Origin of the sequence: Kineosporia sp. NBRC 101677, assembly GCF_030269265.1 — a bacterium.
Lineage (GTDB): Bacteria > Actinomycetota > Actinomycetes > Actinomycetales > Kineosporiaceae > Kineosporia > Kineosporia rhizophila.
Genome location: NZ_BSTA01000002.1, coordinates 475,892 through 500,728 on the forward strand (window position 1 = coordinate 475,892; position 24,837 = coordinate 500,728).

5 protein-coding genes are annotated in these 24,837 nt (G+C 69.0%); 4 read left to right on the top strand and 1 reads right to left on the bottom strand.

Annotated elements, in window-relative coordinates; all coding sequences use genetic code 11:
- The first annotated feature begins 70 nt into the window (after window positions 1-70).
- The 4 genes from galK (at window position 71) to QSK18_RS07705 (ending at window position 23,547) form a co-directional block, all read left to right on the top strand.
- Window positions 71-1,237 (top strand): galactokinase, encoded by a 1,167-nt coding sequence (gene galK, locus QSK18_RS07690; protein WP_232813806.1) that lies wholly within the window; start codon window positions 71-73, stop codon window positions 1,235-1,237.
- A 102-nt stretch (window positions 1,238-1,339) separates the two neighbouring features.
- Window positions 1,340-3,697: an AbfB domain-containing protein gene (locus QSK18_RS07695; RefSeq protein ID WP_285617491.1), complete on the top strand. Its 2,358-nt coding sequence runs from the start codon at window positions 1,340-1,342 to the stop codon at window positions 3,695-3,697.
- A gap of 73 nt (window positions 3,698-3,770) precedes the next feature.
- The gene (locus tag QSK18_RS07700; protein WP_232813804.1) at window positions 3,771-5,558 is read left to right on the top strand and encodes a flavin-containing monooxygenase; all 1,788 of its coding nucleotides are present in this window, start codon (window positions 3,771-3,773) and stop codon (window positions 5,556-5,558) included.
- 145 nt (window positions 5,559-5,703) lie between these two features.
- Window positions 5,704-23,547 (top strand): IPT/TIG domain-containing protein, encoded by a 17,844-nt coding sequence (locus QSK18_RS07705; protein WP_285617493.1) that lies wholly within the window; start codon window positions 5,704-5,706, stop codon window positions 23,545-23,547.
- On the opposite strand, the gene QSK18_RS07710 is transcribed toward QSK18_RS07705, so the two are convergent.
- Window positions 23,516-24,766: a D-arabinono-1,4-lactone oxidase gene (locus tag QSK18_RS07710; protein WP_232809484.1), complete on the bottom strand. Its 1,251-nt coding sequence runs from the start codon at window positions 24,764-24,766 to the stop codon at window positions 23,516-23,518. The two genes, QSK18_RS07705 and QSK18_RS07710, sit on opposite strands and share 32 nt — an antisense overlap.
- Between the last annotated feature and the right edge of the window lie 71 nt (window positions 24,767-24,837).

Here is a 24,837-nt window from a genome sequence, read left to right on the forward strand (position 1 = left end):
GGGTCACCATGTAGACCCGAACCGCTCGCCGTGCCCGAAGATCCGTGCACCCGTCGCCGAAGGCCCTCCCGTGAACAGCCAGTCCAACGCCGCTGAGCCGGCCGAGTCCGTCGTCTCCGCCTTCGCCGGCCTGTACGGGGCCGCCCCCACCGGCGTCTGGTCCTCCCCGGGCCGGGTCAACCTGATCGGCGAGCACACCGACTACAACAACGGCTTCGTCATGCCGCTGGCGATCCCCGACCGGGTCACGGTGGCGGCCTCCCGCAACGACGGCCGGGTGCTGCGGATCGCCTCGGCCCAGCAGACCGAGAAGGCCGAGATCGACCTGGACAAGCTCGAGCCGGGCTCGGTCGAGGGCTGGGGCGCCTACGTCGCCGGGGTCGCCTGGGCCCTGCAGCAGAAGGGCTTCACGGTGCCCGGGGCCGACCTGTACCTCGACGGCCGGGTGCCGCTGGGTGCCGGGCTCTCCTCGAGCGCGGCCCTGGAGTGCGCCGTGGCGGTCGCCCTGATCGAGCTGGCCGAACTGCCCGAGCCGCCGCGCGGCCTGGCCGTGGCCCAGCTGGCCCAGTTCGCCGAGAACGAGTACGTCGGGGCCAAGACCGGTCTGATGGACCAGGCCGCCTCGATCCTCTGCACCGAGGGCCACGCCCTGCTGTTCGACGTGCTCAACCTCAGCACCCAGCAGGTGCCGTTCGACCTCGACGGCGCCGGTCTGGCCCTGGTGGTCATCGACACCCGGGTCACCCACAGCCACGCCGGCGGCGAGTACGGCGAGCGCCGCGCCTCCTGCGAGGCGGCCGCCGCCGCGCTCGGGGTCGACTCGCTGCGCCTGGCCACGGTCGCCGACCTGGACCGGCTGACCGACCCGCTGCTGCTCAAGCGGGCCCGGCACATCGTCACCGAGAACGACCGGGTGGTGGCCGCCGGCCAGGCGATGAGCCGCGACGACTGGGCCGAGTTCGGCCGGCTGATGACCGCCTCGCACGCCTCGATGCGCGACGACTTCGAGATCACCTGCACCGAGATCGACGTGGCGGTGGAGATCTCGCTGGAGAACGGCGCGATCGGCGCCCGGATGACCGGCGGTGGCTTCGGCGGCTCGTCGATCGCCCTGGTCAGCCAGGACAAGGTGGCCGTGCTGAGCGAGGCCGTGCTGGCCACCTTCGCCGAGCGCGGCTTCAAGGAGCCGGTGATCCGCACCATGCTGCCCTCCCGCGGCGCCTCCCGGGACCGCTGAGCAGCCCGGACGTAACGCACGGCAAAAGGCACCTCGCCGATCGGGCAGGTGCCTTTTGTCCGTTTTGCTGATGAGCTGGCGGCCCCACCGAAGGGAGCCTCCATGCCCCAGCACTCGCCTGCCCTGTTCCAGGCGTGGTTCGCGGTCCGAAGGGCCGACACCCGATTGAAGACGGTCGTGGGCACCGTTCTCGCGGCGGTGGCCGCGAGCCTTCTGGTCGCCTCACCGGCCCGGGCCGAGGTGACGGCCGACTGGCAGCCCAAGGCACCCCCGTTGACCACCCCGTGGACCGACCAGGTCTCCGATCCCCCGTTGCCCGAGTACCCTCGTCCTCAGTTGGCGCGTTCGCAGTGGCAGAACCTCAACGGCATCTGGGATTTCGAGGTCACGCCGAGCAGCCAGGTCACACCGCCGAGCACCTACTCGGAGAAGATCCGGGTGCCGTTCGTGGCCGAGTCCGCGCTCTCCGGCATCATGCGCGCGGTAGACGGTGGCGACCGCCTCTGGTACCGCCGTACTTTCACCGTTCCGGCGGGCTGGAAAGACCGGGTGAAGCTGAATTTCGACGCGGTCGACTACCGCACCGACGTCTGGGTGAACGGCCGCAAGGCCGGGGCCACCCACGACGGTGGCTACGACGCGTTCTCGCACGACATCACCGATCTGCTCGAAACTGGCCAGAACACGCTGGTGGTCGGGGTCTGGGACCCGGGCCAGGCGGGCACCCAGGCGGTGGGCAAGCAGGAGCCCCAGCCGGTGGAGCCGCAGACCGGCGGCGGCATCTTCTACACCTCGGCCTCGGGCATCTGGCAGACCGTCTGGCTCGAGCCGGTGAACGCCACCCACGCCACCAAGCTCGACCTGGTGCCCGACCTGAAGTCGTCGACCCTGAAGGTGAAGGTCGCCAGCACGAAGAACGCGACTTCCGTGGTCACCGTCTCCAGTGGCGGTCAGAAAGTGGTCAGCGCGAGTGGTGCCGCCGGGCAGCAGGTTTCGCTGAAGATCCCGAAACCCCGGTTGTGGACGCCCGACGACCCCTTTCTGTACGACGTGAAGGTCGAGTTGCGCACCGGTCAGAAGACGGTGGACACGATCAGCTCGTACGCCGGGATGCGCTCGATCGCGGTGAAGGCGGTGGACGGCAAGCAGCGGATCGTGCTGAACGGCGAGTTCCTCTTCCAGTCGGGCACTCTCGACCAGGGCTACTGGCCCGACGGGATCTACACCGCGCCCACCGACGAGGCCCTGAAGTACGACCTGCAGCTGCTCAAGGACACCGGCTTCAACATGGTGCGCAAGCACATCAAGGTGGAGCCACAGCGCTGGTTCTACCACGCCGACAAGCTCGGCCTGCTGGTCTGGCAGGACATGCCCTCGATGCGCCCCGACCTCAAGCCCGATGCGCCGGCGAAGGCGCAGTGGGAGAAGGAGTTCCGGGCGATGATCGACCAGCACCGCAGCTCACCCTCGGTGGTGATGTGGGTGGCCCAGAACGAGGGCTGGGGCCAGTACGAGCAGGCCCGGGTGGCCGACCTGGTCAAGGCGTACGACCCGACCCGGCTGGTGAACAACATGAGCGGCATCAACTGCTGCGGGGCGGTGGACGGCGGTAACGGGGACATCATCGACTTCCACAGCTACACCGGTCCGGGCGTGGCCCGGCCTTCAGCTGAACGCGCCGCGGTGGTGGGCGAGTTCGGCGGTCTGGGGCTGAAGGTGCCCGGTCACGAGTGGTTCCCCGGCGGCGGTTTCAGCTACGAGGACCAGGGAACGGCCGAGCGCCTGAACCGGCGGCTGATCGGGCTCTGGACGCAGATGCGCACCTCCGGCGTGGCGGCCGGCCTGTCCGGGTCGGTCTACACCGAGACCACCGACGTGGAGAACGAGGTGAACGGCCTGGCCACCTACGACCGGCAGGTGGTCAAGGTGGACGTGGCCCGGCTGAAGGAGGCCAACGAGCAGTTGATCGCCGCACCCACCTCGAACCCGGCGCCCGCGGTGGCCAAGGGCCGGCATTCGCTGCGGGTGGTCACCGAGGGCTTCGAGAACCGCTACGTGCGGCACCAGCAGGCTCTGGGGTACACCGAAGTGGTCACCGAGGCCAGCGACGATCTGCTGAAGAACGACGCCACCTGGAACATCGTGCCCGGCCTGGCCGACGCCTCCTGCTACTCCTTCGAGGCGGTCAACTACCCGGGCACGTATCTGCGGCACCAGGCCTACCGGGTCAAGCAGAACGCGAACGACGGCACCCCGTTGTTCGCCGCCGACGCCACCTGGTGCGCCGAGGAGGGCGAGGGCGGTGTGAAGTTCACGGCCTGGAACTTCCCCGGCCAGTACCTGCGCCACTACGACGCCGAGCTCTGGCTGGCCACTCCGGGCGGCAACAACGCCTGGGACAACGACACCTCCTACGCCGCCGACACCACCTGGGCCGTGGAGGCGCCCTGGGTGCCCTGACCCTCGCCGATCGGGTAGGTGTGCCGGGGCGTTCCGGGTGCTGTGCTTGAGTTCCCGGCCCGAAGGAGCGCCCATGACCACCGCCCAGCAGCGCATCGACGAGTGGCTCCGATCCTTCGAAACCGCTCTCGACGCAGATGATCCGGAAGCCGCCGCGGCGCTCTTCGCGCCCGGCGGCTTCTGGCGCGACCTGGTCGCGTTCACCTGGAACATCACTACCGTCGAGGGGCCTGAGGGGGTACGCGGGCTTCTGGAGTCCTGTTTGACGACGACGCGAGCCTGCGGCTTCCGTACGTCGGAACCGCCCACCGAGGCGGACGGGACGACCGAGGCCTGGATCGAGTTCGAGACCGCGGTCGGCCGGGGCAAGGGGCACCTGCGGCTCGTCGAGGAGGGTGCCTTCACCCTCCTGACCACGCTGTACGAACTCAAGGGCTTCGAGGAACGGCAGGGCGCCCGTCGCGACCAGGGCGTGGAGCACGAGCTGGCCAAGGGGCGGCGCACCTGGCGGGAGAGGCGCGAGGCCGAGGCGGCCGAGCTGGGGCGGGAGCGGCAGCCCTACGTGGTGGTGATCGGCGGCGGGCAGGCGGGCATCGCCCTGGGCGCCCGGCTGCGCCAGCTCGACGTGCCGGCGCTGGTGATCGACCGGCACGACCGGCCGGGCGACCAGTGGCGCAACCGCTACCGCAGCCTCTGTCTGCACGACCCGGTCTGGTACGACCACCTGCCCTACCTGCCGTTCCCGAAGAACTGGCCGGTGTTCGCGCCGAAGGACAAGATCGCCGACTGGCTGGAGATGTACACCCGGGTGATGGAGGTGCCGTACTGGTCGCGCTCAGCCGTCACTTCGGCGAGCTTCGACGAGGAATCCAGCACCTGGAGCGTCACCGTGGACCGGGACGGTGAAAGCGTCGAGCTGCGGCCCACGCAGCTGGTTTTCGCCACCGGCATGTCCGGAAAGCCCAACGTGCCGAAGCTTCCGGGGGCTGAGCTGTTCGCCGGTGAGCAGCACCACTCCAGTCAGCACCCCGGGCCGGACGCCTACCGGGGCAAGAAGGTCGTGGTGATCGGATCGAACAATTCCGCGCACGACATCTGCGGCGCGCTGTGGGAGAACGACGCCGATGTGACGATGGTGCAGCGCTCCTCCACCCACGTGGTGAAGTCGGCCTCGCTGATGGAGTTCGCCCTCGGCTCTCTCTACTCGGAAAAGGCCGTGGCCCGGGGGATCACCACCGAGAAGGCCGACCTGACCTTCGCCTCACTGCCCTACCGGATCATGTCGCAGTACCAGATCCCGATCTACGAACGGATCGCCGAGGAGGACCGGGAGTTCTACGAACGACTGGAGAAGGCCGGATTCCGGCACGACTGGGGTGACGACGGTTCCGGGCTGTTCATGAAGTACCTGCGCCGCGGGTCCGGCTACTACATCGACGTGGGCGCCTCCGAGCTGGTCGCCGACGGTGAGATCAAGCTGGTCCAGGGCCAGGCCGACCACCTGACCGAGCACGCGGTGGTGCTGGCCGACGGCACCGAACTGCCGGCCGACCTGGTGGTCTACGCCACCGGCTACGGGTCGATGAACGGCTGGGTGGCGGACGTGGTGGACCAGGAGACGGCCGACCGGGTGGGCAAGGTCTGGGGGCTGGGCTCGGACACCACGAAGGACCCGGGCCCGTGGGAGGGGGAGCAGCGGAACATGTGGAAACCCACCCAGCAGCCCAACCTCTGGTTCCACGGCGGCAATCTGCACCAGTCCCGGCACTACGGCCTCTACCTGGCACTTCAGCTGAAGGCGCGGTTGGAGGGCATTCCGACGCCGGTGTTCGCGCTGGCGCCCGTGCATCACCCAGGGTGAGTGCCTTCCGGCCCGGTGGGTGAGATCCCGATGGCACCGCTCAACCCGTGCAGAACCTTGGCCAGGCGACCGAAAGTGACTGGACCGGGGAGGGCTCCCGGTCCGGCCGGTGCGCGGCCGGGGTCTGTGCGGGTGGGGGTGCGGGATGGCGATCTCTCGCATCTCGGTGGCCAGGCTCCTGATCGTGGTGCTGCTGGCCTGGATCCTGGTGCCGGTGACGGCGCAGCCCGGCCAGGCGTTCGCGGGCACGGTGGCCGCCAGTGCCTACGCCAGTCGGGACATCACCAACGGCAACACCACGGTGGCCGCGTCCACCTATCCCGGTTCGACCAGCGCCAGTGCTTCCGGCGGCACGATGACCAGCACGGCCAACGCCGATCCGCTGGCCGATACTGCAGCCGCCACAGCGAAGGCCGACGGGTACGGCCTGGGGGCCATTCTTTCCTTGGCCACGGCTACGGCGGAGTGCACCGCCGGCCCGACCGGAGTGACCGGCAAGGCGCGGGCCGGAGGGCTGACTCTCCTGACCATTCCGCTGAACAACGTTCCCACCGGGGACATCCCGCCCAACACCACGGTTCAGCTGACCAACCTGTTCGGTCAGAACGTCGGCTACATCACCTACAACGAGCAGACGATCACCAACAGCGGAGGCCAGTACTACATCTCGGTCACGGCTGCCCACATCGTCAGCAAGACCACGGCCGGGGTGATCAACGGCAATGTCGAACTGGCCCACGTCGAGTGCGGGTCCACCGCCCCGATCACCCCCACGGTCAGTGCGGTCAGCCCCAACCAGGGTCCTGAGACCGGCGCCACCTCGGTCACCGTCACCGGCACCAACTTCCTGGCCGTCACCGGTGTGAAGTTCGGATCGGTGAACGCCACGAGTTTCACCGTGACCAGCCTGACCTCCCTGACGGCAGTGGCGCCGGCCGGCACCGGCAAGGCCGACCTCCGGATCACCAACGTGGCCGGCACCAATGCCGACAACGCTGCCGACGACTTCAACTACATCCCCAAACCGGTCATAACGTCCGTAACGCCAACGCGAGGGCCGACTTCCGGGGGGACGTCTGTCGTCATCACCGGAACGAACCTGGCCACTGCGACAGCCGTGAAGTTCGGGGCGAATGCCGCAACCAGCCTCACGGTGAACAGCAACACCTCAGTCACTGCGGTAGCCCCGGCCCGCACGCCGCTCAACACCAACGTCACGGTCGACATCACCGTGACCACGGTGGGCGGCACATCGAACGCGGTGACCGCGGACGAGTACACCTACTTCGCCCCACCCACGGTGACTGCGGTCGCGCCCAGTGCCGGGCCCCTGACGTCCGGAAATTCCGTGACCATCACCGGGACCAACTTCATCGGGCCCAGTGGGGTGAGCGCGGTGAAGTTCGGCGCCGCCAATGCGGTCAGCTACACGGTGAACAGCGACACCCAGATCACTGCAGTCGCCCCGGCCGGTACGGCGGGCACGGTCGACATCACGGTGGTGGCGGTCGGCGGCACGTCGGCGATTACGGCTGCGGATCAGTACACCTACACGCCGGCTCCGACCGTCACGGCGGTTGCGCCCAGCGCCGGGCCGATCGCTGCTGGCACCTCGGTGGTCATCACGGGCACCAATTTCGGCAGCGCGACCGAGGTGAAGTTCGGGGCTGATCCGGCCGTGAGTTTCGTCCGCAACTCCGCCACCCAGATCACTGCGGTAGCTCCCGCTGGTGCGGCCGGCACGGTCGACGTCACCGTGACCTCACCCGGCGGTACTTCGGCAACGTCTGCCGCGGATCGGTACACGTACGTGGCGACTCCCGCCGTAACCAACGTGGCCCCTAAGCGCGGCCCGCTGGCCGGGGGAACCTCGGTGGTCATCACCGGGACCGGGTTCTCGACCGCGACGGCGGTGAAGTTCGACGCAACGAACGCAACGTCGTTCACGGTGAACAGCGCTACCCAGATCACGGCCGTGGCCCCGGCCGGATCTGCCGGCACAGTCGACATCACGGTCACCACGCCGGGCGGAACCTCGGCGACCACCAGCGCCGACCGCTTCACCTACGTCGCCGCGCCAACCGTCTCCAACGTGTCCCCGTCGGGCGGCCCGATCGCCGGGGGCACGAGTGTGACCGTGACAGGCACGAACTTCACGGACGCTTCGGTCGTCACCTTCGGGGGAGTGCCGGCCTCTGCCGTAACCGTCAGCAGTGACACTCAATTGGTGGTCACCGCTCCGGCCCAGGGTGCAGGCACGGTGGACGTGGTGGTCACGGCTCCGGGAGGCACGTCGGCCACCTCCAGCGCCGACCGGTTCACCTACTACGCCACGCCTGCAGTGAGCGCCGTCTCGCCATCCTCCGGCCCCACGACGGCGGGCACGGTTGTGGTCATTACCGGCACGGCGCTGGCCGGGGCCACCGGCGTGAAGTTCGGGGCGAACACGGCAGTCAGTTTCACCGTGAACTCCTCCACCCAGATCACGGCGACTGCCCCCTCCGGCAGCGTGGGCGTTGTCGACGTCACCGTGACCACACCGGGAGGTACCTCACCGACGTCCTCAGTTGATCAGTTCACTTACGTCGGACCGCCCACGGTCTCGGCGGTCTCACCGGCCCGTGGGCCCCTGGGCGGCGGGAACTCGGTGGTGATCACCGGGACCGGCCTGACCGGCGCGTCGGCGGTGAAGTTCGGCGCAACGAACGCCTCGTCGTTCACAGTGAACAGCGCTACCCAGATCACTGCGGTGGCGCCGGCCGGAAGCCTCGGCACGGTCGATGTCACCGTCACCACCACCGGCGGCACGTCAGCCGTCAGCAGCGCCGACCAGTACGCCTACGTCGGTGCTCCCACCGTCACCGCGATCTCGCCGACCGCCGGCCCGATCGCCGGTGGAACCGCGGTCACCATCACCGGCACCGGCTTCACCGGCGCAACCGCCGTCTCGTTCGGCGGGGTGGCTGCTTCGGGCGTGATCACGGTCAGCTCGGACACGCAGATCACCGCGTTGGCCCCCATGCAGTCCGCGGGAACCGTGGATGTGAGGGTAACCGCTCCAGGCGGGGTTTCGGCTGTAACAGCGGCGGACCGCTTCACCTACGTGTCGCCGCCTGCGGTCACCGGAATCACGCCGAGCAGCGGGCCGATCTCCGGCGGAGTGAACCAGACCGTCACCATCACCGGTACCGACTTCACCGGCGCTACCCAGGTCACCTTCGACAACTACCCCACCCTGCAGATCCTCAGCGTGACGTCGACTCAGATCCAGGTACGCGGAGTGCCGCCGCACGCCACCGGCCCGGTGCACGTCCAGGTGACCACGCCTTACGGCACCAGCGCCCAGACCCCAGCCGATGTCTATACCTACCAGGGACTGCCCACGCTTACGGCGGTCTCACCCAGCAGCGGTCCGCTGGGCGGGGGTAATGCGGTGATCCTGACCGGGACCGGCTTGAGCACTGCCTCAGACGTGAAATTTGGCTCCGCAACGGCGACTTTCACGGTGAATTCCGACACGCAGATCACAGCTACCGCGCCGGCGGGCTCAGCCGGGGCAGTGACCGTGTCGGTGACAACTTCGTACGGGACCACCGGCGGCCCGAATCCGCCGCCATACACGTATGTCGCGGCGCCCGTCGTCTCCTCCGTCGCACCAGCCTCCGGGCCGTTAGCCGGCGGTACTGCGGTGACCATCACCGGCACCGGCTTCAGTGGTGCGACCAGTGTTGCCTTCGACGGCGTTGCGGCAACCAGCCTGACCGTCAGTTCGGACACCCAGATAACGGCTTTCACGCCGGCACATGCTGCCGGAGCGGTGAACGTCTCCGTCACCTCGGTCGGCGGCACCGGCAGCCTGAACAACGCCTTCACCTACGTGGCGGCGCCTGCGGTGACCTCGGTTTCACCGACTTCCGGGCCGGTCGGCGGGGGCACGTCGGTGACGATCACCGGTACCGGGTTCAGCGCAGCCACTGCGGTTTCTTTCGGGGGTAGTGCGGCCAGTTCCTTCACGGTCAACTCAGGAACGCAAATCACCGCCGTGGCTCCCGCCGGGACCGCAGACACAGTGGACGTTCGGGTAACGACCGTCGGTGGGACGTCGGCGGTGGTTCCGGGTGACCGGTTCACCTATGTCGCGGTGCCAGTCGTCCAGGGCGTCGCTCCCCAAGCAGGGCCGCTGGCCGGCGGGAACACGGTGGTCATCACCGGTACAGGCTTCACCGGAGCGTCAGCGGTTGCCTTCGGGGGTAGTGCGGCGACGTCGTTCACCGTCGATTCGCCCACTCAGATCACCGCTGTCGCTCCGTCAGGGGCGGCGGGCACAGTGGATGTACGGGTGACGACGGTCGGGGGGACGTCGGCGGTAGTGGTGGGGGACCGGTACACCTATCAAGCCGTTCCCTCGGTCACCGCTCTCACGCCGACGCACGGCCCGATCGCCGGGGGAACGCTGGTCACCATCACCGGCGCCAATTTTAGCGGTGCCACCTCGGTGACGTTCGACGGAACGCCGGCCATCGGCGTCATCGCGGTCAACAGTGACAATCAGATCATCGCGGCCGCGCCCGCTCATGCTGCCGGTGTGGTGGACGTGATAGTCACGGCCCCGGGTGGGGCATCGGCGCCGATCAGCTATCGGTATGTCGGCACCCCAACAATTTCCGGTCTGTCGCCGGCGAACGGGCCCACCGTCGGCGGAACCTCGGTGGTGCTGACCGGTACCGGCTTCGCCACCGCGTCCGGTGCGGCCGCGGTGCAGTTCGGCGGGACCAACGCGGCCTCGTACACGGTGAACAGCGACACCCAGATCACCGCCGTCACCCCGGCCAAGGCAGCCGGGACGGCCGGAGTAACAGTGACCACGGCAGACGGTGGGACGTCGGCGGTCACCCCGTCGAGCATCTTCACCTTCATCCCTGCGCCCACAGTCACCTCGATCACGCCGACCTCCGGACCTGAAGCGGGCGGAACGAGCGTAATCATCAACGGAACCGGTCTGACCACGGCCAGTTCCGTTCGGTTCGACGGCAGCGCGGCCTCGTTCGTGGTCGACTCGGACACTCGGATCACGGCCACCGCCCCGGCCGGTAGCGGCCTGGTGAACGTCACGGTGACCACTGTCGGGGGTACGGCGACGGACCTTTTCCGGTACGTGGGCACGCCGACGGTCACCTCGCTCAGCCCAGCCACTGGACCCGTGGCCGGGGGCACGTCGGTGACCATTACCGGTACGCAGTTCTATGGAGTCAACGGGGTCACCTTTGGCGGCACGGCGGCTGGTTTCACGGTTGTCAGCCCCACCGAGATCACCGCTGTGGCCCCTGCCCATGCCGCGGGCGGGGTGGACGTACGAGTGACAACCGCCTTGGGGGGCACCTCCGCCCCGGGCCAGACCTTCACTTACGTGGCCGATCCGGTGGTGACCGGGCTGGCTCCGACGTCGGGGCCGGTGCCTGGCGGCACGGTGGTCGTGATCAGCGGTTCCGGCTTCAGCGCGGCCACGGCCGTGAAGTTCGGCGCCACCCCGGCGGCTTCCTTCACGGTAAACGGCGGCTCCCAGATCACGGCGGTGAGCCCGGCCGGAGCTGTCGGTACGGTGGACGTGACCGTGACCGGTCAGTTCGCCACGTCGGCCACCTCGGCGGCCAGCCGTTTCACATATGCCGCAGCTCCCACGGTCGCCAGCGTCTCGCCTGCCGCCGGGCCACTGGCTGGGGGAAACACGGTGACGATCAGCGGCACCGGCTTCACCGTGAACTCGGCCGTGTCCTTCGGGGCGGTGCCTGCGTCCTCGGTGCAGTTCGGGTCGGCCACGCAGCTCACCGCCGTGGTGCCGGCCGGTGCGGCCGGGCCGGTCGACGTGGAGGTGGCCACGCAGTACGGCCAGGACACGCTGAACAACGGATACCGTTACCGTGCAGCCCCTTCCCTCACCTCGGTGAGTCCTGCAGTTGGGCCGGAGAGCGGCGCGACCACGGTGACCATCACGGGCAGCGGGTTCGACGGGGCCACGGCCGTCCGGTTCGGATCGGTGCCGGCCACGCTCTTCACAGTGAGCACCGACGGCCTGATCACGGCCACCTCACCGGCCGGTACCGGCACGGTTGATGTGACGGTGACCGGTCCCGGCGGCACTTCACCGGTCGTGCCGGCCGGTGAGTTCACCTACGCCCCCGTGCCCGTGCTGGCCAGCGTTTCCCCGGCATTCGGGCCAACTGCCGGCGGCACGGTAGTCACGCTCTCGGGATCGGGTTTCACCGGTGCTACTTCGGTCACCCTGGCCGGCGCGCCAGTCGCGTTCTCGGTGGTCAACGATTCGGCCATCACCCTGACCACCCCGGGGGGATCCGGTGACGTGCCCATCGTCGTCACCACTCCGGGCGGGACCACCGCACCCCGGCAGTTCACCTACGCCAACGCACCCTCGGTGAGTGGGCTTACCCCCGACCGCGGGCCACTGGGCGGCGGGACCTCGGTGACCATCGACGGCACCGGCTTCACCTCCGGATCGACCGTAACCTTCGGCGGCACAGCTGCCGCCTCCGTGCAGTTCGTGAACTCGACCAGGCTGATCGCGGTGACGCCCGCCCGAGTGACGCCGGGCCTGGTGACCACCACCATCACCACCCCCTACGGCTCCGCCTCCGGGGCCTTCCGTTACGTAGCCGCTCCGACCGTTACGGCCGTCCAGCCCACCGCTGGTCCGCTGGCCGGCGGCACCGTCGTCACCCTGACCGGCACCGGCTTCACCGACGCCTCGGCCGTTTCCTTCGGCCCGACCCCAGCCACCACCTTCACCGTCAACAGCGACACCTCGATCACTGCGACCGCCCCCGCCCGCGCCGCCGGCACAGTCGACATCACGGTCACCACCCCGGGCGGCACCTCGGCCACTTCCGGCGCCGACCAGTTCTCCTACCTGCCCGCCCCCACCGTCGGCCAGGTCCAGCCCAACTCCGGCCCCGTGGGCGGCGGAACCGTCGTGACCATCACCGGCACCGGCTTCACCCCCGGTTCGTCGGTGACCTTCGGCGGTGACCCGGCCACCGCCGTGAACTACGTCAGCCCCACCGAACTGAAGGCCACCAGCCCCGCCGCGGCCGGATCGTCGGGTTCGGTGCTGGTGCGGGTGACCACGCCAGGCGGAAGCGACTCGGCGATCTTCACCTACCGCGACGCGCCCACGGTGAGCCAGGTTCAACCCGATTCCGGGCCAGAGGCCGGGGGAAACACGGTCACGATCACCGGCTCCGACTTCAACGGCGCCACCGTAGTGCGTTTCGGAGCAACGGCGGCCACCTTCACCGTGGACAGCAGCACGCGCATCACGGCAACGGTTCCCGTTGGCACCGGCACGGTCGACGTGCGCGTGACTGGACCCGGCGGCACCTCCGCCACCTCGCCTGCTGACCGATACCGGTACGCGCCCGTGCCGGCGGTGAGTTCGCTGTCTCCGACCTTCGGCCCCACCATCGGCGGAACCTCGCTTACCGTATCGGGTTCCGGCTTCACTGGAGCAAGCACGGTCACCATGCGCGGGAACTCGGTGCCCTTCACCATCGACAACGACTCCACGATCACGCTGACCACGTCCGCCGGTGCGCAAGGCGACGCAGCCATCGAGGTGACCACCCCGGGCGGCACTTCGGCGCCCGTCCAGTTCCGCTACGCCGACGCGCCCACGGTCACCACCGCCACGCCCGACGCCGGGCCATTGGGCGGCGGCACCATCGTGACCATCACCGGCACTGACTTCACCCCGGCCTCAACGGTGACCTTCGGCGGAACCGCGGCAGCCTCGGTGACCTATGTGAGCCCCACCCGCCTGGAGGCCGAGTCGCCTTCCCGAGGCACGGCCGGTGCTGTGAACATCGTGGTCACCACCGCCTACGGCGCATCGTCGCCAATGAGCTTCACCTACACGAACGCCCCCACGATCAGCGCCGTCGCACCCAGCGCGGGACCCGTCGCGGGCGGCACCTCGGTCACCATCTCCGGCTCGGGCCTGACCGGTGCCTCAGCCGTGACGTTCGACGGCACACCAGCCGCGTCGTTCACCGTGAACAACGACTCGACCATCACGGCTGTCACGCCGCCCGGTTCAGCGGGCACTGCCGTCGTGCGGGTAACGACGGTGGGCGGTTCGGACACGGGAAGCTTCCGCTACGCGGCCGTCCCCAGCATCAGTGCGGTTTCGCCTGCCACAGGTCGGGTGGTGGGAGGAACGCTGGTCACGATCACCGGTTCGGGCTTCACCGGGGCTACCGAGGTTCGCTTCGGCGCAGTCCTTGCCACCGGGCTGACGGTCAGCAGCAATACCGAGATCAAGGTCTTCGCCCCCGCCGGCACGGGCGCAGTGGGCGTCACAGTCATCGCCCCCGGCGGAACCTCTGGACCTGAGGCTTATACCTACGTCGAAGCGCCTACCATCAGCAACCTTTCACCCACTGCCGGGCCGCTAGCAGGCACGACCGTCGTCATTACCGGCACCGATTTCACCCCGGCCTCCACAGTCACGTTCGGCGGAACCCCGGCAAGCTCGGTGACGTATGTGAGTCCCACCCGCCTAGAGGTCGTTGCACCGGCCCGAGGATCGGCGGGCGCTGTCAATGTCGTCGTCTCCACGCAGTACGGGGTCTCCGGCGCGTCCAGCTTCACCTACACGAACGCACCCGCGATCACTACGGTCTCGCCGGTGGCCGGTCCGCTGGCCGGGGGCACAACGGTCACGATCTCGGGTTCGGATCTGACCGGTGCCTCAGCGGTGACGTTCGACGGAACGCCCGCTGCATCGTTCACCGTGAACAACGACTCGACCATCACAGCGGTCACCCCGCCCGGCTCGGTCGGCACGGCTGTTGTGCGCGTAACGACACCGGGCGGCTCCGACACCGGCAGCTTCCGATACGCCGCCGTCCCCAGCATCAGTGCGGTCTCGCCCACCGCCGGTCCGGTGGTGGGAGGAACGCTGGTCACGATCACCGGTTCGGGCTTCACCGGGGCTACCGAGGTTCGCTTCGGCGCAGTCCTTGCCACCGGGCTGACGGTCAGCAGTAATACCGAGATCAAGGTCTTCGCCCCCGCCGGCACGGGCACCGTCGGCGTCACAGTCATCACCCCCGGGGGAACCTCAGGCCCGGCGACCTACACCTACGTGGATCCGCCCGCAATCACGAACCTCTCACCCAACGCTGGGCCCCTGGCCGGCACGACTGTCGTCATCACCGGCACCGACTTCACCCCGGCCTCCACGGTCACGTTCGGCGGATCCCCGGCGAGCTCGGTGACGTATGTGAGCCCCACCCGCCTGGAGGTCGTCGCACCGGCCAGAGGATCGGCGGGTGCCGTCAACGTGGTCGTCACCACGCAGTACGGCGTCTCCGGCCCGGCCAGCTTCACCTACACGAACGCACCCACGATCACCACGGTCTCGCCGGCGGCCGGTCCGCTGGCCGGGGGTACGACGGTCACGATCTCCGGCTCAGACCTGACCGATGCCTCGGCCGTAACGTTCGATGGAACGTCGGCCTTGTTCACCGTGAACAACGACTCGACCATCACGGCCGTCACCCCGCCCGGTTCAGTGGGCACTGCCGTCGTGCGGGTAACGACGGTGGGCGGCTCAGACACGGGAAGCTTCCGTTACGCCGCGATCCCTAGCATCAGTGCGATTTCGCCTACCGCAGGTCCGGTAGTGGGTGGAACGCTGGTCACGATCACCGGCAGCGGCTTCACCGGAGCGACGGAGGTCCGCTTCGGTGCGGTTCTTGCCACTGGCCTCACGGTCAGCAGTGACACAGAGGTCAGGGCCTTCGCCCCGGCAGGCACCGGCACGGTGGGCGTCACCGTGGTCACACCCGGCGGAACCACCACTCCGGCGAACTACCGTTATGCCCCGGTGCCCACGGTCAACCAGATGACGCCCGACTCGGGGCCCGTTGCCAGCAGCACCTCGGTCTCGCTGACAGGTAGCGGATTCATCGGAGCGAGCGCAGTAACGATCGGCGGGACGCCGGTGCCCTTCTCGGTGGTGAACGACGGGACAATCACGCTGACCGCGCCACCCCGCGCCGCTGGCGCGGTCAACGTCGTGGTGACCACACCAGGCGGATCGTCCAATCCACTTCAGTTCCGCTACGTCGAACCTCCGGCTATTACGCAACTGTCGCCCGACGCCGGCCCACTGGGCGGCGGTACCCCGGTGACGATCTCCGGCACCGATTTCACCCCGGCATCCACGGTCACCTTCGACGGGATCGCGGCGACCTCGGTCCAGTACGTCAGCCCGATCCAACTCATCGCCCAGTCGCCGGCCAAGGCCACGGCGGCAGCAGTCGACGTGGTGGTCACCACCCAGTACGGCGTCTCCAGCCCGGTCAGCTTCACCTACACGAATGCCCCTGCCATCGGCTCGGTCTCGCCTGGAGCGGGGCCTCTGGCCGGCGGCACGAACGTGACGATCTCCGGGGCGAACCTGACCGGCGCCTCGGCTGTGACGTTCGACGGCACGCCGGCCTCGTTCACCGTGAACAACGACACGACCATCACTGCAGTCACTCCGCCCGGCTCGGCGGGCAATGCCGTAGTGCGGGTGATCACCGTAGGCGGCTCGGACACGGGAAGTTTCCGCTACGCGGCCGTCCCCAGCATCACGGCCCTTTCGCCCACCACTGGCCCAGTAGCGGGCGCCAACCTGTTGACGATCACTGGTTCCGGGTTCACGGGGGCTACCGAGGTCCGATTCGGGGCTACCCCCGGCACCGGTCTCACGGTCAGCAGTGACACCGAGGTCAAGGTGTTCGCCCCGGCAGGCACGGGGACAGTCGGCATCACGGTCATCACCCCAGGCGGAACGTCCGGACCTGAGGCCTATACCTACGTCGACCCGCCTGCCGTGACCAACCTTTCCGTCACCGCTGGGCCCCTTGGTGGCGGCACGACCGTAGTCATCACCGGCACCGACTTCACGCCGGCCGCCACGGTCACTTTCGGCGGAGCCCCGGCCGCCACGGTGACTTATGTGAACCCGACCCGCCTGGAGGTCACTTCGCCGACCCGGGGCTCGGCCGGTGCCGTCAATGTCGTCGTCTCCACCCAGTACGGCTCCTCCAGCCCGGTCAGCTTCACCTACACGAACGCACCCATCGTCAGTTCGGTCTCGCCGGCGGCCGGGCCGTTGGCGGGCGGTACAACCGTGACCATCTCGGGCTCGGATCTGACCGGCGCCTCGACCGTGACGTTCGACGGCACGCCGGCCTCGTTCACCGTGAACAACGATTCGACCATCACCGCCGTCACTCCACCCGGCTCGGCGGGTAATGCCGTGGTGCGGGTGACCACCGTAGGCGGCTCGGACACCGGTAGCTTCCGCTACGCGGCCATCCCCAGCATTGCCGCCGTTTCGCCCACCACTGGTCCGGTGACCGGGGGAACGCTGATCACGATCACGGGTTCGGGCTTCACCGGGGCTACGGAGGTGCGTTTCGGCGCGACCCTCGCCACCGGACTGACGGTCAGCAGCAACACCGAGATCAAGGTCTTCGCGCCGGCAGGCACGGGTGCGGTCGGCGTCACGGTCATCACCCCAGGCGGAACGTCCGGACCTGAGGCCTATACCTACGTCGATCCGCCTGCCGTAACCAACCTTTCCGCCACCGTTGGGCCCCTTGGTGGCGGCACGACCGTAGTCATCACCGGCACGGACTTCACGTCAGCGGCCACGGTTACCTTCGGCGGGACCCCGGCGACCTCGGTGACGTACGTGAGCCCGACTCGCCTGGAGGCTGTCTCGCCCGCCAGAGGCACCGCGGGAGCCGTTGACGTGGTAGTCGCTACGCAGTACGGCTCCTCGAGCCCGGTCAGTTTCACGTACACAAACGCACCTACAGTCAGCACAGTTTCGCCAGCCGCCGGACCCTTGGCGGGCGGTACGACGGTGACCATCTCAGGCTCGGATCTGACCGGCGCCTCGACCGTGACGTTCGACGGCACACCGGCCTCCTTCACCGTGAACAACGACACGACCATCACCGCAGTCACTCCGGCCGGCTCGGCGGGCAATGCCGTAGTGCGGGTGACCAGCGTAGGCGGCTCGGACACCGGTAACTTCCGTTACGCCGCCACGCCCAACATCACAGCCGTCTCGCCCACCGCCGGGCCGGAGGCCGGGGGAACGCTGATCACGATCACGGGCTCGGGCTTCACCGGGGCTACCGAGGTCCGTTTCGGCGCGACCCTCGCCACCGGGCTGACGGTCAGCAGCGACAGCGAGGTCAGGGTTTTCGCCCCGGCAGGCACCGGAACTGTCGGCGTCACGGTGGTCACGCCCGGCGGCACCTCGACACCGTCCAACTATCGCTACGCCCCAGTGCCCACCGTCGGTCAGTTGACCCCGAACTCCGGCCCGGTCACCGGTGGGACTTTGGTAACTCTCGTCGGAACCGGCCTTTCCGGGGCAACAAGCGTCACGGTGGGCGGCGCACCGGCAGCCTTCACCGTGGTCGACGGCTCGACGATCACCTTCACCACCCCGCCCGCCGGCGCAGGCAGCCGGGACGTGGTGGTGACCACCCCCGGGGGAGCGTCGACTGCGTTCCAGTTCAGCTTCGTCAACGCCCCCACCCTGAGCTCACTCTCGCCCTCGGAAGGACCGCTGACCGGCAGCACCACGGTCACGCTGACCGGAACCGACTTCACCCCCGGCTCAACCGTCACGTTCGGCGGCACCAGCGCAACGTCGGTCCAGTACGTCAGCCCCACCGAACTCTCGGCCGAGTCCCCCGCCCACTCCCCGGCCGAGACCGTCCAGGTCGTCGTCACCACCCCGTACGGCACGTCCAATTCCGCCGACTTCACCTACCGCAGTGTTGCTGCGATCACCTCGATCACGCCCAGGGCCGGTCCTGAGGCCGGGGGCACGACGGTGGTCATCACTGGCAGCGGCTTTGCCGGGGCCACGGCAGTCCGCTTCGGTTCGGTCGGCGCCACCTTCACCGTCTCTTCGAACACGAGCATCACGGCCACTGCCCCACCCGGGACGGGAACGGTCGGCATCACGGTGACCACCCCAGGCGGCACCTCGGCGGCCGAGCAGTACGTCTACGCCCCGGTGCCCACCCTCGGGTCGGCCGGTCCTTCAACCGGGCCCCTGGGCGGGGGAACCCTGGTCACCCTCACCGGCACGGGTCTTTCCGGTACCACCGACGTGACCATCGGCGGGGTCTCGGTGCCGTTCACCGTGGTCAACGGCTCCACCATCACCTTCACCACCCCACCGGGCAGCGCAGGCAGCACGAACGTGGTGGTGACGACGCCAGGCGGCGCCTCGACCGCGGTCCAGTTCCGCTACGTCGAACCTCCCACCGTCACCAGCGTCTCGCCGCCGGCCGGCCCGGCCGCGGGCGGCACCATCGTGACCATCGCAGGCAACCACCTGACCGACATCACTGCCGTCACCTTCGACGGGAACCCGGCTGCGGCGTTCACCGTCGACGACGACAACACCATCACCGCCACTACCCCGCCTGGTTCGGCCGGCACCGCCGTGGTCCGCGTGACCGGCGCGGGCGGAACCGACACGGGCAGCTTCCGGTACGCCGGCGTTCCGGCCGTCACCCAGGTACGGCCCGACGCTGGACCCGAGGCCGGCGGCACCTCCGTAACGATCACCGGCACCGGCTTCACCTCAGCAAGCAATGTCCGTTTCGGCTCCGCAACGGCCACCTACAGCGTGCTCAGCGACACCGAGATCATCGCCGTCGCACCGCCCGGCAGCGGCACGGTCAGCATCACAGTCACCACACCGGGCGGGACTACCGCGCCCGAGCCCTACCGATACGCACGCATTCCCACCCTGGGCACGGTCTCGCCCGCCGCTGGTCCGCTGGGTGGGGGCACCCTGGTCACCCTGACCGGCACTGACTTCACCGGCACGTCGGGCGTGACGATCGACGGGGTCTCGATCCCCTTCACCGTCGTCGACGGCTCCACGATCACCTTCACCACCCCGCCGAGCAGCGCCGGCAGCAAGAACGTGGAAGTGACCACCCCGGGCGGAACGAGCTCGGCCGTGCAGTTCGTTTACGCGCCGCTCCCGGCCGTCACCGGCCTCTCCCCGGCAGAGGGACCGACCGGGGGCAACACACTGGTGACCATCACCGGAAACGGGTTCACCGGCACGACTGCCGTTACCTTCGGCGGGTCTCCGGCAACGACTTTCGTGGTGAACAGCGCCACCGAGATCCTGGCCCGTACCCCGGCACGGTCCGCCGGAACAGTTGATGTCCTGGTCACTACCCCGGGTGGAACCTCCACCCCAGCAGATCAGTTCACTTACCGGGATGCCCCGCAGGTCTCCAGCATCTCGCCCACCTTGGGGCCGGTGAACGGGGGTACGTTGATCACCGTCTCCGGTTCCGGATTCACCGGCGCTGATGTGACCTTCGGCGGTGTCGCGGTGCCGTTCACCGTGGTCGACGATTCGACGATCACGTTCACCACTCCCGCCGGAACCGCAGGCTCCAAGTCCATCGTCATCACGACGCCGGGCGGCACGGTCACCGAGACCTTCACCTATGTGGACGCGCCCACCGTGACCGACCTCGACCCATCGGCAGGACCGCTCGGGGGCGGAAACAGCGTGACCATCACGGGCACCGGCTTCACCCTCGCCTCTACGGTCTCGTTCGGGCCGGAGCCGGTCACCACCCTGCAGTGGATCAGCCCCACTGTGCTGATCGCCCAGGCGCCCGCCGCAAGTTCCCCGGCAACGGTCGACGTGGTGGTCGCCACCGCCTACGGCAACTCCGGGACCAGCGGCACCGCCAACGATTACACCTACACTGATTCCCCCTTCGTCACCAGCATCCAGCCGGCAGAAGGACCGGTTGCGGGTGGAAACACGGTCACCGTGCGAGGAACCGGCTTCACCGGAGTCACAGCCGTCGATTTCGGCGCTACCCCCGCCACCAGCTTCACGGTCAACAGTGACACTGAGATCGCCGCCACCGTTCCGGCGCACACAGCAGGAACAGTGGACGTCCGCGTCGCCGGTTCCGGGGGTGCGTCACCGGGGAGCGTGGGGTCCCGGTACACCTACCTCGACATTCCCGTCGTCTCCAGCCTGACGCCCGGGGCCGGCCCGACCACCGGTGGCACGAGCGTCACCATCACCGGCACCGGCTTTTCTCCGGGGGCGACGGTGACCTTCGGTGGGGCGAACGCAACTGCGGTTCAGTGGGCCTCGACCAGCCAGCTGGTGGTCACGAGCCCGGCCCGACCGATCGGAATTGAGGACGTGGTGGTCACCACCGCGGGTGGGTCGTCAGCGGCGGGGGTCACCTTTGAATACGTCGCTCGGCCGGTAGTGGACGGGATCCAGCCCGACAGCGGTCCCGTGGCCGGGGGTACCGTCGTGACGGTCACGGGAAGTGGCTTCACCGGTGCCTCGCAGGTCTTCTTCGGTGCTGATCCGGCCCTGAGCTTCACCGTGGACAGCAGCACCCGCATCACCGCGGTCTCGCCGGGCGCGGGTGCCCCGGCCACGGTCGACCTCACGGTGGTCACCAGCGGCGGAACCTCCGCCACGGCGAGCGCGGACGAGTTCACCTACCGGGCCCGGCCTCAGATCACCACCATCGCACCGACTTCCGGCCCGATCGGCGGAGGCACCCCGGTCACCGTGTCGGGCAGTGGCTTCACCGGTGTCGACCGCGTGAGTGTCGGCGGTGCGAGCGTGCCGTTCAGCGTGGTGGACGACAACACGATCACCTTCACCACCCCGGCCGGAACGCTCGGCACCGAGACGGTCGGCATCTCGGGACCGGGCGGCGCCGACTCGGTGGGCTTCGAGTACCGGGACCTGCCGGCCATCACCAGCGTCTCACCGTCGGTCGGCCCTCTGGCCGGCGGTGGCACGGTGACGATCAAGGGGTCCGGGTTCAGCGGTGCCACTGCCCTGCGATTCGGTCTCACGGCCTCTCCGAGCTGGACGGTGAACGACGATGCCACCATCACGGCTCAGGTTCCGGCCGGGCTCCTGGCCGGGCCGATCGGGGTAGTGGTCACCGGACCGGGCGGGGATTCGGTGGCGGTGCCCTACACCTATCTGCTGAGGCCCGTGATCTTCAGCCTGGCGCCGACTTCGGGGCCGGTCAGCGGGGGAACGTCGGTCGTCATCCGCGGCACCGGTCTGGCCGGCGCCACACAGGTGAGGTTCGGATCGGCCGCCGCGGACTCGTTCACCGTCCAGAACGACCAGACCATCGTCGCGATCACGGCGGGGCACGCCGCCGGCCCGGCCGACCTGGTGGTGACCACCCCGGGCGGTGATTCGGCGCCCGGGCGCTTCACCTTCGTACCGGTCCCACTTGTTGCCCAGCTTTCGCCCGACGCCGGCCCCACCAGCGGCGGAACCGTGCTGACCATCACCGGATCCGGCCTGGACGACGGCGTGGTCACCGTGGACGGCGAGGGCGTGACGCCGGAGTCGGTGAGCAGCAACCAGATCGTGATCCGCACTCCGGCTCACCCGGCCGGTCCGGTCACAGTGGCTGTGACCACTGCGGGGGGCACGGCCAGCGGGCAGTTCACCTACGTGGCGCCGCGGGCTGCCCCGGTGCTGTCCCAGGTCGACCCGGCGAGTGGACCGGTGGCCGGCGGGAATCGGGTCACGCTGACCGGCGTCGGCTTCAGTGGAGCTTCCGCGGTGCGCTTCGGCGCAGCCGAGGCAAGTTTCACGGTGGAGAACGACACGACCATCACGGCCACGGTTCCGGCAGGAACTGAAGGAGCAGTCCGGGTTTCGGTAATCACTCCGGACGGGACCAGCACTGATGCTGTGGACTACGTCTATGTGGCGCCGGCAGTCGTCCCGACCGTGACCGGTCTGTCGCCGTCGGTCGGACCGGTCGCCGGAAATACCCAAGTGACGATCACCGGTTCCGGTTTCGACAGCCAGACCACGGTGACGTTCGACGGAATTCCGGGCGCGGAAGTCGTTCTGGGCGATGCTGAGCAGTCGTTGCTGTCTCCTGCGCGGCTCTCTGGCGGGATCCGGGCCGCGGCCTCGACCACTCTGACGGTACGAACGCCTGCCCGCGCGGAGGGGCCGGCCGAGGTCGTAGTCAGCAACTCGGCCGGAAGCGCTTCAGCAGCCGAGCCGTTCACGTTCGTCCCGGTGCTGGACAACGCCACGATCAGCCTGCGGGTGGCGGTGAACACGGCGACCGCAGTCGCGCCGCAGGGTTCGCTCTACGCCGGGCTGCGGGTAACGGCCTGCACCACGCCCAATTCGGGCACCAGCGTCGTCGGTGCGAACGCGGCGTTCTGCCGGTACACCGCGCCCGCCCAGACCGGCGTAGACAGTTTCACCATGCAGGTCACCGACGTTCTGGGGCAGCAGGCCTCGCAGGCGGTGCGGATCACGATCACCGACACCGGCCAGGGCGGCGAAGGGACCGGCGGGGGAGGCGGCAACAACAACGGCGGGGGCGGTACCGGAAGCGGCGGAGGCGGAGGGAACGACAACGGTTCCGAGGGAGGGGGTTCCGGCGGCGCCGGGGGCAACGACAACGGCGAGGGCACCGGCAACGGCGGTGACGGCGGCAACAACGGCAACGGCAACGGATCGAACGGGCCGGGCGGCAACAACGGGAACGGCAACGGCAACAACGGCGGTAAGGGGGACGGCGGGAAGGGCGGCTCCGGGGCGGGGGAGGGCACCGGAGGGTCGGGAGGCAACAACGAGATCGACCCGACTGCGACGCCCAAGGCGACCCCGTCGTCCTCAATGTCCCCGACCACCCCGGCGGTGGGCCGCAACGACCAAGACGCGTCAAACGTCCATTATTTGTTCTTCGCTCTTCCCGCTCTTGGTCTTCTGCTGTTGCTGCTCCTCTTCCTCCTGCTGGCCCGTCGCCGGCGCCGGAAGGAGGAAGAGGAGCAGCAGACCGGGACTACGCCGGAAGATCCAGGTAGGCGCGGGTGAAGGCGTTGGTGAACTTGCCCTGCGGGTCGACCCGGTTCACCAGCTCTTCGAAGTCGTCCAGCCGGGGGTAACGCGAGCGCACCTGCTCGCGGGAGAGACCGAACACCTTGCCCCAGTGGGGCCGGGCGTCGAAGTCGGCCAGGGCGCTCTCCACGGCGGCGATGGCGGGCGTGACCTCGGACAGGTCGTCGGTCCAGGTGAAGTGGAAGGCGACGGTGGTGCGCCCGTAGGCCGGGCTGAGCCACAGGTCGTCACCGGCGATCGTGCGGATCTCGGCCACCTGCAGGGCGGGCCGGAACTGCGGGTGCACGGCGTCGAGAGCGGTCAGCGCGGCACCGGCCTGCTCGATCGGCAGCAGGAACTCGGACTGGATCTCGTCGCCGCGCGAGGGCGTGAACTCGAACCGGAAGTGCGGCAGCCGCTCGTGCCAGGGACCGGGCACCCCCAGTTGCTGGGTGGCGTTCTCGGTGGGCATGCCGGCGATCGGGTGCCGGGCCCCGTCGGCCAGCCGCGCGCCGAAATAGGTCTGCGGGGCCTCGGGTTCGTCGACCCGCTGCTTGCGCCACAGCAGGTCCATCGTGGGGCCGTTCCAGTGGGTGAACGCGCTGACGCTGTAGGCGCTGTTCATGATCTCGCCGAAGTTCTCGGCCAGGGCGGCCAGCGGCAGGTCGTCGTAGACGTACTGGCGCACGTCGAAGGCCGGCTGGGCCTTCAGCGTGAGCGCGGTGACCACCCCGGCCAGGCCGAGCGCGACCACCGAGCCGTCGAAGTCCTTGTCGCCGGTGCGCAGCGTGCGCAGGCTGCCGTCCGGGGCGATCAGCTCGATCCCGGTGATGCCGGCGGCCAGGCAGCGGTTGCCGGTGCCGGACCCGTGGGTGCCGGTGGCGGCCGCCCCGGCCACCGAGATGTGCGGCAGCGAGCCGGTGTTGTGCAGGGCCAGACCGGCCTGGTGCAGGGCGGGCATGACGTGGGCGAACCGGGCGCTGGCGGTGACCCGGGCCTCGGCCGCGGCGGTGTCCACGTCCACGCTCAGCGGCAGGTCCTCCAGGCTGAGCAGCAGCCCGTCGGTGGCCGCGACCGTACTGAACGAGTGCCCGCTGCCCAGCACCCGCACCCGGGGCGCGCCCGCCACGAGTTCCTGCACCTGTTCGACACTCGTGGCCCGGACGTAGTCGCCCGGGGTGAAGACCACGTTCCCGGCCCAGTTGGTCAGCGTCATGCCTGAAGTCCTTTCTCCTGGCCACAACGACCGCGTGGCACCGCACTTGATCCTGCCATTCGCGGGCCGCG